Genomic DNA, 16,239 nt, shown 5'->3' with positions numbered 1-16,239 from the left:
AAGTTACTTAACTTTTCCCTCTACTCGATTTAGCTTGGGTTGGATAATAACTGATTGCGCAAAAGAGACATTTGCTCATCTAATTGGTAAGAAGCTTTGGATAATTCGACTAACTGTTGCTTGGCTTCTTTAGGTATAGTATCTCCATGATATTTATAATTGAGCTTATGTTCGGTTGATGCCCAAAAGTCCATCGCCGAGGTGCGAATCTGTATTTCTGCTGGTATCCATAGTATATCGTTTGAAGTAATAATTTTTGTTTCGATGACGAGGTGTAGGCTTTTATAACCGCTTGCTTTAGGATTTTGGATATAATCTTTCACTTTCAAAATGCGGCTGTCATCTCGCTGTTCGATGTGATCTTTCAACATGTATACGTCATCGATAAAGCTCGTTACAATTCTTACTCCAGCAATATCAAATATATTCGCTTGGATGGCTTCCTGTGTGAATGGAACTTGTTTATGCTCTACTTTCTCTACTAAAGAAGGGATAGTTTTCATTCTTGTTTTTAAATGTTCAATGGGCGAGTAGCCGTATTTTGTCCGCCATTCTAAATCAACTATTTGGAAATCGCTCTTTATCTCATTTAAAGCCATCTCATATGGGATAAAAAATCCTTGCCAATTTTTTAAAATGGTTTGTACAATGTCTAGTTTATTAGTTTCGTTTGTCATGTTCGTCAGCACCTTCCGTCAAAATGGTGAAGAAAAGCTACTATATTATACCCCTTACAATCATTAAATGAAACATAGAAGAAACCAGGTATGCATGATTCATACCTGGTTTGGATTCAGCTAGCTTTTCTATTTGTATTATTTGCGGTCAAGTAGTTGTTAAAGTAATCGTTTGTTTCATTTACAATTACTTTATACAAAAGAATGATTGCCAGTAAATTCGGAATCATCATAAGAGCATTGGCCATGTCTGCAAACGCCCATACAAGTTGTAAATTGGCAACAGCGCCAAGTCCTGTCGCTGTTAGATAAATAAGACGATACGTATTGGCGAAACGGAAATTCGTAATATATTCAAAACATTTTTCGCCGTACATATACCAACCTACAATGGTCGAGAAACCGAAGAATACAACAGATAGAGATACAATTAATTCTCCAACAGCCCCGAGTGCGCTGCCAAATGCAGAGCTCGTTAATGCTCCACCTTCTAATCCAGGATCGTGCGCAACTCCGGAAAGTGTGCCACCTGTTGGATCCCAGAAGCCTGTCATGATTAGAACAAGAGCTGTCATCGTACATACGATAATGGTTACGATAAAGGTTCCTGTCATCGCGACAAGTGCCTGCTTTACAGGATGATCTGTTTTGGCATTTCCTGCAATTAAAGCAGCTGTACCGAGACCAGCCTCGTTGGAGAATATTCCTTTTGATACCCCACTTTGAATGGCTTCGCTAATAACAATTCCTGAAAAGCCACCAACTGCAGCCATAGGGCTAAACGCATAAGTGAATATAAGTTCGAATGCAGGAATGATTTGGTCGTAATTTAATACAATAATTACAATCGCTGCACCCATATATAATACAGACATAATTGGAACGAAGAAGCCTGCGACAGTACTAACACGTTTAAGTCCCCCGAATATAATTAAACCTGTTAAGACAGCCAAAACAATTGCTGTTGGTAAGTTTCCAACATTAAAGCTTTCGTCCATTACATCGGCAATTGTATTGGATTGCACACTATTTCCAATGCCTAGTGCTGCAAATGATCCAAATAATGCGAAGGCGACAGCCAGCCATTTGAATTTGCTCCCTAATCCTTTTTCTACATAATACATCGGACCGCCAGAATATTCGCCATTTTTATTTTTAATACGAAATTTCATGGCCAACAATGCTTCTGCGTATTTCGTTGCCATACCTATTAAGCCAACGACCCACATCCAAAATATTGCACCAGGTCCACCGACAGTTAGTGCTGCAGCAACCCCGGCAATATTCCCGTTTCCAATCGTGGCTGATAAAGCGGTCATAAGTGTTTTAAAGTTACTAATATCACCTTGTGCTTCGGATGGTTTTTCTGTTTCGTCCTTTTTAAATGCTAACTTCAATGCATAGAATAGCTTTCTAAATTGTAATCCTTTTAGCATGATGGTTAAGAATAAACCAGTACCGAATAAAAGGATTAAACTAGGTGTGCCCCAAAGAACGGAATTAATTTTGTTTAGTGTCTCTAACATAAGATCCTCCCCAGTGTCTAGCTGAAAGCGGTTGCAATGATATGTGTTTTATCTCTATCTATTATATATTGTAGCATCGCATGTTAAAAGTTCGATTTGTGAATTTCACAAATGTAAAGCGTTTTCAATTGTGAAAATGCACAAAAAGTCCTTTTGATAGTATGTACAGTCTATCTTTAATGGAGTAAAATAGTCTTTGAAAATAAATAGAAATTAAGGAACAAGGGGTGGTAAGGATGACAACGAAAAGAGATATGCAAGACCCGCTTCAGGGGCCATTCCGTTCATTAGAAGAACTGGCAGATAGTATTAGCGATACATTACAGTGCCCTATTACGATTGAAGATGCAAGTCATCGTATTCTCGCATATAGTACGCATGATGTGAATGTAGACGAAGCCCGAATTGCAACTATTATGAGGCGCAAGGTCCCAGAGAACGTCATTAAAACGTTATGGAAAAGAGGCATTATTCCACAATTACTTGAAAGTGACGAACCTGTTATCATTCCCGCTATTGAAGAAGTAGGATTAGGAAATCGAGTAGCAATAGCTGTTCGAAAAAGCGAAGAAGTGCTTGGATTTATCTGGGCACAAGTGGATCGAAACATTACTGAAAACGAAGTGGATTTATTAAAACGCGCAGCACAATTAGTAAAACATCAAAAGATGCAACTACAAATGAAAAAGCGAAAAGACGAACAAAGTCATCGTGAATTTTTTTGGCAATTATTGACGGGTCATTTGCAAGATAATGCTAGTATATATTCCTCTGAACATTATCCGAATATGCAAATAGATGGCGAAATAAGTATTGTTGTATTTGATTTTGGACAAGATATAGATCAATCCATTGAGAGAAATGTTCGATATTATGTGCAAGCAGCGCAGCAAATGAAAGTAGTGTTCAATGCAATAGATGATAATCAAATGATATTTCTCGTGCAGCCGTCAGATGCACAACAACCAGCAAAGCAGCTTACAGCATTTGTTCGAGCTTTCGTCGAGGATATTAGCGAACGATTGGAGATTGCCAGTATTACAGGTGGTGTAGGTACGCTGTATCGAGAGCCTGTACGTATTAAAGACAGTTATAGAGAAGCGTTGTACGTCCTTTCCATGAAAGAACGTTTTCCGCAAGAAATAAGTACGATTTATAATTATCAAGATTTAGGGATTTATCAGTTTATTGATGTTCTTTATGAACAACGCATGCGTACCCATCACCGTAATTACTTTATTGAGAAATTAAAGCAATATGACGAAACAAACCACACCCAATTGCTAGAAACGATTGAGATCTATTTACAATATGATAATAATATTAATGACGCTTCTAAAGCGTTGCACGTTCATCCTAATACGTTGAACTATCGTTTGAAACGTATTAGTGAAATTACAGAAATGAATTTGAAGGACCCGAATCAGAAGATGACTCTATATTTAGATCTCAAAATAGAACGTTTAAAATAATTATTATTCACGCCTTTTGTAATTTTCAACAAATACAATATATTCTTTTTTTTTAATTGCACAATGCAAATAGAGATTTTGACATCTATAATCGAAATTAGCAGTCAATGATACATTGATTAAAGGGGATGAGAGAATGTATATTGGTATTCCGAAAGAGATAAAAAATAATGAAAATCGCGTAGCTATGACTCCAGCTGGGGTTATGAACCTGGTGAAAGCTGGTCATACTGTATCTGTAGAAACTAAAGCCGGAATTGGAAGCGGTTTCGAAGATGAAGTATATCGTGAAGCGGGAGCTGTTATTGTAGCAACTGCAGCGGAAGCTTGGGATCAAGAAATGGTAATGAAGGTTAAAGAACCATTGGCATCTGAGTATGATTACTTCCGTCAAGGGCAAATTCTATTCACATACCTTCACCTTGCTGCAGAGCCAGAATTAACGAAAGCGCTTGTTGAAAAAGGTGTCATCGCTATTGCGTATGAAACAGTGGCAGTGAATGGTTCATTACCTTTACTCACACCTATGAGTGAAGTTGCTGGTAGAATGTCAGCTCAAGTTGGGGCACAAATGCTTGAGAAGATTTCTGGTGGTAAAGGTATTCTTCTTGGCGGTATTCCAGGAGTGAAGCGTAGTAAAGTAACGATCATTGGCGGTGGTGTAGTAGGTACAAACGCTGCGAAGATTGCAATGGGACTTGGAGCAGACGTTACGATGATCGACTTAAATGCGAATCGTCTTCGTCAGTTAGATGATATTTTCGGTACAGAAATTAACACACTTATGTCTAACCCAATGAATATTGCAGAAGCAGTAAAAGAATCTGATCTCGTTATTGGTGCCGTATTAATCCCTGGTGCTAAAGCTCCTCGTCTAGTAACAGAAGAAATGGTAAAAACAATGCAACCAGGCTCTGTACTAATTGATGTTGCTATTGACCAAGGTGGAATTATTGAAACATGTGACCGTATTTCCACTCATGACGATCCAACGTATGTGAAGCACGGTGTTGTACATTACGCAGTTGCAAATATGCCAGGTGCAGTTCCACGTACATCTACTATGGGACTAACAAACGTTACAATTCCATATGCACTTCAAATTGCAAACAAAGGCGTTGTACAAGCAATTGCAGACAACCCAGCATTAGCTAAAGGAGTGAATGTTGCAAACGGTGCTGTTACGTATGAAGCAGTAGCTAGAGATTTAGGTTATGAATTCGTTTCTACTACAGATGCACTTGCAGCAACAACGGTTTAATTAGATATAGAAACACCCCTTCAAGTTTGCTTGAAGGGGTGTTTTGCTCCTAGGGAAGCAAAGGGAATTGGGATGGTCGGAGGGGGATCCACTATTGAATAAAATTAGTTATCGAGATACTTGGTTAGAAGTTTCTCTAAGTGCTATTCACCAAAATGTTAACGCTTTCTTAAATCATATACAAAAAGAATGCAAGCTAATGGCGGTAGTGAAAGCGGATGGTTACGGTAACGGAGCAGTTCGAGTTGCAGAGGCAGCACTTGAAGCAGGCGCTGATTACTTAGCTGTTGCTTTTGCGGATGAAGCAATTGAACTTAGAGAAGCAGGTGTTGAGGCAGATATTCTTCTACTAGGATATACGCCAGAAGAATCAATGGAGGCAGTAATTAAACATGATATTACAGTAACCATTTTTACCAATGAAAGTTTACAAGCTGTGATTCGTGTAGCTGAACGCTTAGGGAAAAAGCCACGCATACACATAAAAGTAAATACAGGCATGAATCGTCTAGGTGTTCAAAGTAAGGAAAAACTATTACAATTAGCAACACGTGCGCAACAATCAGAAGCGGTTTATTTAGAAGGTGTGTTTACTCATTTTGCGGATGCGGATAATGAAGATCCATCGTATACAGAGAAACAATTCGCGAAATTTAAACAAATGCTTCATTATTTAGAAGCGCATCACATTCTCATTCCGATAAAGCATTGTGCGAATAGCGCGGCGACAATTGCTTTCCCTTCGATGCATTTAGATATGGTAAGAGTCGGGGTTAGTATATATGGGTTATACCCAGCAACACACTTACAAGATAAAATAAAGCTAACACCTACGATGACGTTAAAGACGACGATTGCATCTATTCAATTAGTCAGTGCGAATGAACCAATTAGCTATGGCTGTTCCTACTATACAAAGCGGAATTCAACCATTGCAACAGTTCCTATAGGGTATGCGGATGGAATTTCGAGACAACTTTCGAACAAAGGGCATGTGACGGTCAATGGCCAAAAGGTTCGAATTGTTGGTAAAGTCTGTATGGATCAAATGATGATAGATATCACTGATGTCTCTTCCGAAATTGGGGATGAAGTCGTCATTTACGGTGATGCAGAACAAGGGTACATGCCAATTGACTTGGTGGCAGAGCAAATGGGGACGATTCATTATGAAGTAGCGACATTAATCGGAAAGCGTGTCCCTCGACATTATACGATTGAAGGTAAAGTAGTTGCAGGATGTGGATTATTGGGTAGTCAGCATTCTTTTATATATCAGTAAAGAGCATATGAGACGTATCCTTCTTAAAGGATACGTCTTTTACGCATTTGTCATGTTTTACAATGATTGTATGTGATGTACAATGAATAAGGAGAGGAAGGGAGATAAGTCATGTTTCAAATAAGTGTAGAATCACTCAGTGACGATTTAATTATTAAGTGGAATGGACAGCAGTTCGTTATTCCAAAAGTCGATATTAAAAAGGTCGAAGCAGATAATACTTATGATGGTCATGAAGTTCCAGAAGCTATCACAATCGGCTTTCCTTATTCGACTTCTGATCGGGTTCGGATTACGACGGATGATAACGTGTATTTATTGTTTACGAGTCAATCGACATTAAAGGAACGTATTCAACGGATTGTCCATACGTAAAGCAAAAGGATGATGGATATGAAGAAAGTAGCAATAAAGTATTGAAAAGCATACTAGTGAAAGCAACTGGTGGAACCTCCTCCATCTGTGGATGCTTGACAAATCATTGCTCTGTAAATCTACTTCGTGCAATTTGATATAGACAGGGTGAACACAGCATCACACTCAAGGGGGTAATTTTGATGAGTATGCGTAAGCGTCGTTATCCAAAGGCATGTGTTACAATCAATTGGTCGAATTACGTACACGAGGCGAGGCATTCCTATATTTGTATATCGAATAACAGTCTAATTAGGGAGACGGTTTGAAACAATGAGGGGACAGTACACAATGATCGACCTTAATCTATGTTACCAAACAATGAAACACTACCCGAAAGTTTTGGTAGTGTTTCATTGTTTGTTATTGTTTTGTGTGTTTATTTTTATATTCTTTCGGTGTGATACCGACGTGTTTTTTAAAGAGAGCGGTATAGTAGCTTTGATTGCAAAATTGAAATAAGGAAGCAATTTCGGAAATGGATTGTTCCGTATGTAGCAAGAAATACTTCGATTCTTCTACCCGCTTTTTGTTAATGAAAGGAATGATAGAAATAGTGACTTCTTTTTTGAACAGATGGGATAAGTAGCTAGAGCTAACATTGCAATGTTCAGCAATGATATCTAAAGTTAAATCCTCTAGTAAATGCTCGTTCACATATGTAATGGCTTGTTGTACAATCTTGCTATAATTTGACTCATCTTTCATTTGCAATGCGTTTATAAATTGTTTGAGTAATATATGATCAAGTTGTTTCAACTCCGTGATATCTGTTAACCCTTCAATTTGTAAGACGCAAGCATGGTATAACCGAAATGCCACTCTAGGCTGTACGCCTCCTTTAATGATGGCCCTTGTAAATAATGTGCATGAAGAAATAAGGGAATTCTTATAGGAACGTATAGGGTTATCTGCTAATACTTCACGATAATGTTTATTCACGCTAGATAGAATAGTGAACGCTTTAGTCTCATTCCCTTGGCTAATCGCTGTAAGCAATTGTTGCTCTAATAATATAGAAGGGTGGAGGTAGTCACCGTTTTGACGTATGTGTAGTTCCGTAGATTGATTATCAATTGGTTCGCTAAATATTATACTCATTATCTCACCCGCAGACGTATTTTTTCTGAATAATGAAACCATTACTTTTCATTGTAAGCGATTACGCGAAAAAATTAAAGTGGAATCTGTAAAGAAATAGTATTGTTTCCACCTTTTTGAGAAGCTGCGTGTATATCGGCGATGGCGTTGAATAAACGTTTGATCAATTCGATCATTTGACAGAGAATGGGACTTGTTTAATGGAGAAGTCGTCGTGATGACGGCTTCTTTTGGTTGTATGGAATTCATATAAGGGATAGAAACAATAGGAAGGATTTGATACATTTAATATCATGGAGTAGGGGGAGTGCGTAAATGAAAAAAGTGAATTGCTTTCATTGTAAGTATTTTTACACGACGTGGGAGCGGAATTATCCAAGAGGTTGTAAAGCGTATGGTTTTAAAACGAAAGAGCTTCCTTCTGTATATGTTTTAAAAGTAACAGGATCGACATGTCTTTCCTTTAAAGAGAAGACGTAATAGGGTCATTGTATAATATTAGAAATTTCAGAAAATACATATCATATTTTATAGTTTTGTGGTATAGTTAGGGATATTTTATTTGAAGTGTTAGGGGGAAATAAAGAGTTATGGTTAGAGAAAGATGGGCCTCCAAATTAGGTTTTATGCTTGCTGCTATGGGTTCAGCTGTTGGATTAGGGAATATTTGGCGTTTTTCCTATGTAGCAGGGGAGAATGGCGGTGGAGCCTTTTTATTATTATATCTAGGGTTCGTATTTATCATTGGCATACCTGTATTGTTAGCAGAATTTAGTATTGGCAGACAAGGGCAAGGAGATGTCGTTGGCTCGTATCAAAACCTAGCCCCGAACAAACCTTGGTTTTTAGCTGGCTTCGTCGGCGTAGGTAGCGCTTTTCTTATTTTAGGTTTTTACAGTGTTGTAGCTGGTTGGTCTTTATTTTATTTTTGGAATTATATTAATGGAACGTTTTGGAGTATACCGGAATCTGGATACGAAGCGACGTTCGGTGCTTTAATTGCTAACAATTATACGCCACTATTATGGCATGGATTATTTATGGTGTTAACGATTATTGTCGTGTTAACTGGGGTAAAGAAAGGTATAGAGCTAGCGAATAAAATATTTATGCCGATGCTGGCGATATTGCTTATTATTTTAGCGGTGTATAGTGTGACGTTAGATGGGGCGATGGAGGGACTGGCCTTTTTATTTAAGCCGGATTGGAGCATTTTAACGGATCCTTCCGTATATTTGGCTGCTTTGGGACAAGCCTTTTTCTCCTTATCCATTGGGATGGGAGCGATGATGACATACGGAAGTTATTTATCGAAGGAGGAGTCTTTACCTTCGGCTACTATAGGCATTGGAATAATGGATTCTGTTTTTGCCATTGTGGCAGGTATTGCTATATTTCCAGCAGTGTTCGCGTTCGGGATTTCGCCAAGTTCAGGTCCTAGCTTAGTATTTATTACGTTACCGGGTATTTTTGCGGAAATGCCATTTGGTAATATTGTTGGGATCATATTTTTCTTACTGTTAGTTATCGCTTCCTTATCATCTTCTATCTCAATGTTAGAAGTTCCGGTTGCTTATTTTATGCGCAAATTTAATTGGTCACGTAAGTTTACAAGTGTATTCGTTGGGTCTATTATGTTCGTGTTAGGAGTTTGTGTATCACTCGGCATGGGCGTGTGGTCAGGAGTAACACCAATCGGCGATAAAAATATATTAGATTCAATGGACTTTGTTGCATCGAACATCTTCTTACCTTTAGGTGGTTTAGCTATCGCTCTCTTTGTTGGTTGGCATTGGAAGAAGGAGGAAGCGTTTGCTGCGAGTGATATGAAAGATAATTTATTAGGCAACGTCTGGTTAGGGCTTGTGAAATACGTTGCACCGATATTCATTATTGTCATTTTCCTACAATCAAGTGGATTGTTAGAATGGATAATGCCATAATAAACAAGAAGAGCTTCTATCAAAATTTTCGATAGAGGCTTTTTTTTCATTTGCTCATTTCATGATATACTTTAGAAAAGCGTGTGGGAGCTAGACTTTAAATGAATAGACGTTATATATACATCTTCATCTTATCAACGGTTACGATCTTGCTAGGTACATTTGGTTATATGATAGTTGAGCATTTGTCCTTTTTTGATAGTTTGTGGCTCACAGTTGTTTCTGTGCTTACCGTAGGGTATGGCGATATCATCCCTTTATCTGATGAGGGAAAAGTGTTTACGCTTATACTGATTCCAATAGCGATTGGAATTGTAACGTATTCTTTAGGGGTTGTCGCTGCTTCTATCATTGAGGGGAGTATATCAGAAGAAGCTCAAAAGAAAAAAATGATGAAAAGGATAAACAAAATGAACAATCATTTTATTATAAGTGGGTTTGGACGAGTTGGAGAAAAGGTGTTCGAACAATTGCAGAATGACAAGCAACAAGTAGTTGTAATTGATGAACGGGAAGAAGTGTTCGAACAGTTGCGTCATAAAGCGTACGTCATTCAAGGAGATGCAACGGACGATAGCATTCTAATTCAAGCAGGCGTAGAACGAGCGAAAGGGTTAGTCACAACACTACCTGATGATGCCAATAACGTGTTTGTAACCTTAACGGTGAAGGGGATGAATCCTAATGCCCAAGTGGTTGCTAGGGCAGAGAAGGATGGTAGTGAAGAGAAATTGAAGCGGGCTGGAGCAGATCGAGTCATTAGCCCTTCTCATATAGGTGGCATTCGTATGGCGATGTCGATTCTGAAGCCGGTAAGTACGGATTATGTTGATACGATTTTTAGTTCTAATAATGAGAATTACAATGTAGAAGAGATTCAAGTGTCTGGGCATTCTTCGTGGCATAATTGTACGATTAAGCAGTTAGATGTAAGAGCGAACTACGGGGTAACCATTGTTGGAGTTAAAAGGGGTACGCAATTTATTCGTAATCCAGCAGCGGAAGAAGTTATTCAACGGGAAGACGTGTTAATTGTGTTAGGAGAGCAAGCACAACTAGAGCGATTTGAACAACTAGTATAGAGAGGATGATTACATGTCTGTATCATATGAACAAATATTAAAGAAGATGGTAGGGGAAATTCAAGAAGCTATAAAACATACAGAAAATGGGCAGAGGGTAAAGGAGCATGTCCGGGCTGTTCAATTATTAGGGGGCCTCATCTTGGATGATGAAACGATGAATACAAAGGCTGCTCCGTCTATACAAGCTGTGGAGCAAATGATGCACGTATCTTCGATGGTCCAACAACCATCTACTCCACAGGTGATATTACCATCTACATCCAAACAAACGCCGACCATTGATCATGAGGAAGCAAACGGGGATTCATTACTAGATTTTTAAAATAGGAAAAGGGGAGAAGGATGATGAAGTTATTTTTTATTCTAGCAATTATTAATGGTTTTCTGTCTGTTGCACTGGGGGCTTTTGGGGCACATGGGTTAGAAGGAAAAGTTTCTGAGAACATGTTAAAAACGTGGGAGAAGGCAGTTAATTACCAAATGTTTCATACGATGGCGTTGTTCGTTGTCGCTTTATTAATGAGTCAATGGAATCAAGGCAATTTTGCTAACGCTGGTTGGGCGTTCCTGATCGGAATTATTTTATTTTCAGGTAGTTTGTATGTGTACAGCGTTTCCGGAATCAAAACGTTTGCTATGATTACGCCATTTGGTGGTGTTGCCTTTTTAGTCGGCTGGGTGTTACTCGGCTATGCAGTAGTTAAATTTCTATAGTTATTGAAAGAACAAGATGGTACCAACAACAAATAACAAGCTTGCTCGAGTGATTTGAATGATAAAATGAGGCATTTGTTTCCTTCCGTAGTACTCCAGCCCTTCATAGATAAAGCTTCCCGCTAAGGCATACAGGGAGAGAAGCAGCAAAAAGGTTAATCGTGGTTGTATAAGAAACAGAATGCAAAGTACAAAAGCTACTCCGAGCGTAATTAATTGAAGCTGGAGTAATTTTTGAGAGGGTTGATGCATAACGGATGCCCTCCTTCAGTTGTAGAAGTGTAGGAGTATCCAGGTGCGGATACTCCTTTTAAATATGCTAAAAATGCTATTTTTAACGCGGGTTATATTGCACCATTTGCCCTGTGTTACCAGCGTATGGGTAGGTGTAATTAATTTCTTCTGGAAACGTAATGTAGTCAAGGTATACCATTAATAATAAGTAGCGCTTTCCTGTTTTCGGGTCGCTGATGATGATGTGATCTCGGCCAGCAGCTTCTATAATTCCATTAAACACTTTTGCATTCCATTCATCATTGTTTTCAAACGTCATATAAACCGTAGCTTCTTTCCCTCTGTTTAAGCGAAGAATATTCTCGATGTAAGATTCTTCCTCAGGCAGCATGCCAGGTACATTTGTAAATCCTTGATTTTGTTTTTGTGGAAATGCAGGTACTTGTAATGGCGTTTGTTGTTGGCCCATTTGATAATAGGGATACATCATTGGTTGGCCTCCTTGACTATAATACTGCGGTTGTGTATTTTGCCTGCTATTTCCTTGCTGTGACTGACTCATTTCCCACACACTCCTTTCGTAATATTAGAAAATTTCTGGACACTCAGATTGCAATGGGCTAAAGAAACAATGAGATTTATATCTTCCTGAATTATATTGTCCATACCACTGGGCAGGACAACCTCCCTCAGGCATGAAAAACCATAAAGAATTCGTTGCTGGATGGTACCGCATGCCATCGATTGTCTTTTTGGCGAGACGTTTATCTTTTTCTCGTGCCCGCTGATAGAAGTAACCTTTTTGTGTTGCTTCAAATCCACCTGGGCTTTGGTACACCATTTTGTTAATGGAATCAATGTTCGTAAAGTCTAAACACACTGCTCTTACTCGATTGACTCCGGTGTTCCCAACCATTAGCATACCTAATTGTCCATCACCTTCCGCTTCTGCTCGCATCAGTCGTGCGAGTGTACTCACATCACTTGAATTGTAAGGAACGACAGCCATTGTTTCACCTCTCCTTTTAACGTCTGCCATCAGCTTATGAAGCTTGTGGGAGATTCGTTCCTAACACTATATGTATGTACAATATTCGTTCATATGCAAAAAAGCTCACCGACATAATCGATGAGCTTTCATAAATGATAGGAATAAGTGTTATACGTGTAGGAAGGAAGGAAGCTTTTCTTCTGATAAGCGATTTCCAACGAAGAAAGAGCCGAATTCACCGTAACGAGCACTTACTTCATCAAAACGCATTTCGTAAATTAATTTCTTAAATTGAAGCGGATCATGAGCGAACAATGTTACGCCCCATTCCCAATCATCTAAACCGACAGAACCTGTAATGATTTGGCGGACCTTTCCGGCATATTTGCGACCGATCATGCCGTGAGAGTACATCATTTTTCCTCTATCCTCCATTGGTAACATGTACCAATTATCTTCGCCGTCACGACGTTTATCCATTGGATAGAAGCAAATGTAATCCCAATCCGGTAAAATTGGCTTCAGACGCGCTTGAATTTCAGGATCTGTTTCAATATCTTTTCCTTTAGCCATATATGTAGAAAGCTCTACAATCGAAACGTAAGAATAACTCTTAATTGTGTAATCAGCTAAAGTCGTTTTGTTAAATTCATTTTCTATTTCGTTTAACTCGTCCATTGTAGGGCGAAGAATCATCATGATGAAATCGGCTTTTTGCCCTACGACGGTATATATCGCATGGCTACCTTGCTTTTCATCCTGCGTCTTATTCCACTTTTCTAGTAATTGATGAAATTCATGGATAGCCGCTTCTCTTTCCTCGCTAGAAAGACACTTCCAAGCAGTCCAATCCATTGTGCGTAAATCATGAAGACAATACCAACCTTCAATAGTAGTTGCTGCCTCTGCCATATGACTCGCTCCTTTACGTTGTGAAATATTGAATAAATTCATCCAATGTAAACTATAACATAATGGCTAATTAAATTGGAAATGTTAAAAAGGGAATAGCGGTAGAAAGCTTTTCAACCGACTAGTGTGAGAGAGAATCGTTTGAAAATAAAGACATTTCCATCTTGCTATGTCTAGGCTTTCTTTTAAACACAAAAGGATTTATCATATATAACAGATAAACTGATGGAGGGATATAAGATGAGCAACCTGTTTGATACATTACGAAGCAAATTAAGTGGGACAAGCAAGAAAATCGTACTTCCGGAAGGGTTAGATGAGCGCATATTAACAGCTGCATCTAAGTTAGTTCAAGAGGGAATCATTACACCTGTACTAATTGGAAATAAAGATGAAATAACACAGAAGGCGACTGAATTAGGCGTTGATGTGAGTGGTGCGGAAATTATAGATCCACATACATACGAAGCGTTTGATGAAATGGTAGCGAGTTTCGTAGAGCGTCGTAAAGGAAAAGCAACTGAAGAGAAAGCTCGTGAAATGTTAACAGACGAGAACTACTTTGGTACAATGCTTGTGTACATGAATAAAGCTGATGGTTTAGTAAGTGGCGCGGCGCACTCTACTGCAGATACTGTACGCCCAGCGTTACAAATCATTAAAACAAAACCAGGTATTAAGAAAACTTCTGGTATCTTTATCATGGTACGTGACGATGAGAAGTACGCGTTTGCTGACTGTGCTATTAACATGGATCCAGACAGCCAAGATTTAGCTGAAATCGCTTTAGCAAGTGCAGAAACAGCAGAGCTATTTGATATAGATCCACGTGTAGCAATGCTAAGTTTCTCTACGAAAGGGTCTGCTAAATCACCAGATACAGAAAAAGTAGTAGAAGCAGTGCAAATTGCTAAAGAACAAAAGCCTGAATTGAAGCTAGATGGAGAGTTCCAATTTGATGCTGCATTCGTTCCTGCTGTTGCAGAGAAGAAAGCACCTAACTCCGAACTTAAAGGGGATGCTAATGTATTCGTATTCCCTAGTTTAGAAGCCGGTAACATTGGATACAAAATTGCTCAGCGAATGGGTGGTTTTGATGCAGTTGGCCCAGTATTGCAAGGGTTAAACGCACCAGTTAACGACCTATCTCGTGGCTGTAGTGCAGAAGATGTGTACAAGCTATCCATTATTACTGCAGCTCAATCCTTATAATACAATGAAAAAGCACTGACGCCTTATTTTTCAAGGCGTGCCAGTGCTTTTTCATTACGCTCAACCATTTGTTCAAACCGTTTATCAAACCAAACCATTTCTTGCTGAGATAATGGGTCTGTGGTAATGTGTCCACTAAGCTCGTGCAATTTATATAAAATCCGATTACGCACCTCTTGGACGGATAATGGCTTACCAAAGAGTTCCTCAAGGGAAGCCATACAAGTAGGATCAATATCTGGATAGGTGAATGTCGTATTTTCTCCTTTTTTACTTACTTCATAGAAGCGTCGAATGAGATCAGCGCGCTCACTTCCACTACCTGTTACGCATACATAGATTTGTACGGCACTGCCATTTTTTACGCGACGTTGTGAGATGCCAGCAAACTTCTTGCCACCAATGCTTAAGTCATACGTACCTGGACAATAAGATTGGGTAATTTCATAGGCTTCTATTGGGAAACTCTCTTCTTCAAATAGAAGTTGGATGAAATGTACCATTGCTTCGTACCCTTGATGAATATCAACGTGCTTTCCATCTTGGAAAATAAATGATAAGTTCAGAACTCCTTCATCTAGCACGACAGCTAAGCCACCTGAATTGCGAACGATAGCTTTGTACCCTTGCTCCTTTAAAAAATCTACCCCTTCTCCAATATAAGGAAGTCGTGCATCTGGAATCCCAAGGACAACCGTTTGGTGATGCACCCATAACCGAGCAGCTGTAGGGGATAGCCCTTGTCCAACAGAAATGGCTAACGTATCATCTGTTGCAAACGATTGTAAAGCCGAGAAGGATGGCCCCATTTCACTTTGGTCCATGAAACGATAAGTAGTTGGTTGTAATAATGCCTTCGTATCCATTGTTCGTACCTCTTTTCGTGCTGTTAACATTCCTTTTCTATTATAACAGAGCTAGGCAGAAATGTGATAACACACATACAGGTTGTGTCATTGTTGCGACAACCGTTATTTACAGGTTGCAACTTTCGACTTTTCTATGTAAAATACCATTTAGTCTTTATAAAATAAATCGAACGGAGAAGGAGAGAAGCAAATTGGCGAATGAATTTCGAGTATGTGATGATTGTCAGGCAACTAATCTGAAAACGTTGCTTCCTCGCCTTGAAGATATAGATCCAGATGCAGAAGTGCAAATCGGCTGTCAATCTTATTGCGGTCCAGGACGTAAAAAATGTTTTGCGTTCGTAAATAATCGCCCTGTAGCAGCATTAACTGAAGAAGAATTAATGGAGAAAGTAAAAGTCAAACTAACAAAAGATGCCAAACGTAACGCTAATTTGCATCAACCATTATAAACGTTCACACCTTGCTACTTGTCAAGGTGTTTTTATACGGCGAAATCTATTTGTTCACGGTTTTCTATTTTTCATTTATAATGGGTGGAACAAT

20 protein-coding genes are annotated in these 16,239 nt (G+C 38.9%); 12 read left to right on the top strand and 8 right to left on the bottom strand.

Annotated elements, in window-relative coordinates:
* Positions 1-29: 29 nt before the first annotated feature.
* The gene (locus N784_RS09765; protein WP_052127239.1) at positions 30-677 is read right to left on the bottom strand and encodes a GTP pyrophosphokinase; all 648 of its coding nucleotides are present in this window, start codon (positions 675-677) and stop codon (positions 30-32) included.
* A 116-nt stretch (positions 678-793) separates the two neighbouring features.
* Positions 794-2,203 (bottom strand): alanine/glycine:cation symporter family protein, encoded by a 1,410-nt coding sequence (locus tag N784_RS09760; RefSeq protein ID WP_036834495.1) that lies wholly within the window; start codon positions 2,201-2,203, stop codon positions 794-796.
* 236 nt (positions 2,204-2,439) lie between these two features.
* Between N784_RS09760 and N784_RS09755 the strand changes: the two genes are divergently transcribed.
* From N784_RS09755 to N784_RS17085, 5 genes are all read left to right on the top strand, one after another.
* Positions 2,440-3,675 carry a PucR family transcriptional regulator gene (locus N784_RS09755; protein ID WP_036834494.1) on the top strand — a complete coding sequence of 412 codons (1,236 nt, stop codon included), beginning with the start codon at positions 2,440-2,442 and terminating at the stop codon, positions 3,673-3,675.
* Positions 3,676-3,811: 136 nt separating this feature from the next.
* On the top strand, positions 3,812-4,936 hold the full coding sequence (gene ald, locus N784_RS09750) for an alanine dehydrogenase (RefSeq protein WP_036834492.1): 1,125 nt from the start codon (positions 3,812-3,814) through the stop codon (positions 4,934-4,936).
* A 94-nt stretch (positions 4,937-5,030) separates the two neighbouring features.
* The gene (alr, locus tag N784_RS09745) at positions 5,031-6,218 is read left to right on the top strand and encodes an alanine racemase (protein WP_036834490.1); all 1,188 of its coding nucleotides are present in this window, start codon (positions 5,031-5,033) and stop codon (positions 6,216-6,218) included.
* 111 nt (positions 6,219-6,329) lie between these two features.
* Positions 6,330-6,593, top strand: coding sequence for a SunI/YnzG family protein (locus N784_RS09740; RefSeq protein ID WP_036834488.1), 264 nt, complete (start codon positions 6,330-6,332; stop codon positions 6,591-6,593).
* A 182-nt stretch (positions 6,594-6,775) separates the two neighbouring features.
* Complete coding sequence (locus tag N784_RS17085; protein WP_269745331.1) at positions 6,776-6,901, top strand: hypothetical protein; 126 nt, start codon at positions 6,776-6,778, stop codon at positions 6,899-6,901.
* Positions 6,902-6,995: 94 nt separating this feature from the next.
* On the opposite strand, the gene N784_RS09735 is transcribed toward N784_RS17085, so the two are convergent.
* The gene (locus N784_RS09735) at positions 6,996-7,733 is read right to left on the bottom strand and encodes an AraC family transcriptional regulator (protein ID WP_052127238.1); all 738 of its coding nucleotides are present in this window, start codon (positions 7,731-7,733) and stop codon (positions 6,996-6,998) included.
* Between the two features lie 315 nt (positions 7,734-8,048).
* On the opposite strand from N784_RS09735, the gene N784_RS09730 reads away from it, so the two are divergent.
* The 5 genes from N784_RS09730 (at position 8,049) to N784_RS09710 (ending at position 11,475) form a co-directional block, all read left to right on the top strand.
* Positions 8,049-8,213, top strand: coding sequence for a hypothetical protein (locus N784_RS09730; protein ID WP_036834487.1), 165 nt, complete (start codon positions 8,049-8,051; stop codon positions 8,211-8,213).
* A gap of 110 nt (positions 8,214-8,323) precedes the next feature.
* On the top strand, positions 8,324-9,676 hold the full coding sequence (locus N784_RS09725; RefSeq protein WP_036834486.1) for a sodium-dependent transporter: 1,353 nt from the start codon (positions 8,324-8,326) through the stop codon (positions 9,674-9,676).
* A gap of 101 nt (positions 9,677-9,777) precedes the next feature.
* A complete protein-coding gene (locus N784_RS09720) occupies positions 9,778-10,758 on the top strand; it encodes a potassium channel family protein (RefSeq protein WP_036834485.1) in 981 nt (326 codons plus the stop codon).
* A gap of 13 nt (positions 10,759-10,771) precedes the next feature.
* On the top strand, positions 10,772-11,083 hold the full coding sequence (locus N784_RS09715; RefSeq protein WP_036834483.1) for a YwdI family protein: 312 nt from the start codon (positions 10,772-10,774) through the stop codon (positions 11,081-11,083).
* A 23-nt stretch (positions 11,084-11,106) separates the two neighbouring features.
* Positions 11,107-11,475 (top strand): DUF423 domain-containing protein, encoded by a 369-nt coding sequence (locus tag N784_RS09710; protein WP_036834482.1) that lies wholly within the window; start codon positions 11,107-11,109, stop codon positions 11,473-11,475.
* Here the strand turns inward: N784_RS09710 and N784_RS09705 are convergent, their stop codons facing one another.
* From N784_RS09705 to hemQ, 4 genes are all read right to left on the bottom strand, one after another.
* A complete protein-coding gene (locus N784_RS09705; protein ID WP_036834480.1) occupies positions 11,476-11,727 on the bottom strand; it encodes a hypothetical protein in 252 nt (83 codons plus the stop codon). It abuts the gene before it with no gap.
* Positions 11,728-11,809: 82 nt separating this feature from the next.
* Positions 11,810-12,271, bottom strand: coding sequence for a spore coat protein GerQ (gene gerQ / locus N784_RS09700; RefSeq protein ID WP_036834479.1), 462 nt, complete (start codon positions 12,269-12,271; stop codon positions 11,810-11,812).
* 24 nt (positions 12,272-12,295) lie between these two features.
* Positions 12,296-12,718, bottom strand: a complete 423-nt coding sequence (locus tag N784_RS09695) for a cell wall hydrolase (RefSeq protein ID WP_036834478.1) — start codon at positions 12,716-12,718, stop codon at positions 12,296-12,298.
* Between the two features lie 150 nt (positions 12,719-12,868).
* Complete coding sequence (gene hemQ / locus N784_RS09690; RefSeq protein ID WP_036834476.1) at positions 12,869-13,612, bottom strand: hydrogen peroxide-dependent heme synthase; 744 nt, start codon at positions 13,610-13,612, stop codon at positions 12,869-12,871.
* Between the two features lie 240 nt (positions 13,613-13,852).
* On the opposite strand from hemQ, the gene pta reads away from it, so the two are divergent.
* On the top strand, positions 13,853-14,824 hold the full coding sequence (pta, locus tag N784_RS09685) for a phosphate acetyltransferase (RefSeq protein ID WP_036834475.1): 972 nt from the start codon (positions 13,853-13,855) through the stop codon (positions 14,822-14,824).
* A 23-nt stretch (positions 14,825-14,847) separates the two neighbouring features.
* Here pta and N784_RS09680 read toward each other — a convergent pair whose 3' ends face one another.
* Positions 14,848-15,690 carry a lipoate--protein ligase family protein gene (locus N784_RS09680; RefSeq protein WP_036834474.1) on the bottom strand — a complete coding sequence of 281 codons (843 nt, stop codon included), beginning with the start codon at positions 15,688-15,690 and terminating at the stop codon, positions 14,848-14,850.
* A 194-nt stretch (positions 15,691-15,884) separates the two neighbouring features.
* Here N784_RS09680 and N784_RS09675 point away from each other — a divergent pair, with 194 nt between their 5' ends.
* Positions 15,885-16,145 (top strand): DUF1450 domain-containing protein, encoded by a 261-nt coding sequence (locus tag N784_RS09675; RefSeq protein ID WP_052127237.1) that lies wholly within the window; start codon positions 15,885-15,887, stop codon positions 16,143-16,145.
* Positions 16,146-16,239: the final 94 nt, after the last annotated feature.

The sequence above is a fragment of the Pontibacillus litoralis JSM 072002 genome (assembly GCF_000775615.1).
Lineage (GTDB): Bacteria > Bacillota > Bacilli > Bacillales > BH030062 > Pontibacillus > Pontibacillus litoralis.
Note: the sequence above shows the minus strand (reverse complement) of the source record. Positions and strands in the feature narration are given on the sequence as shown.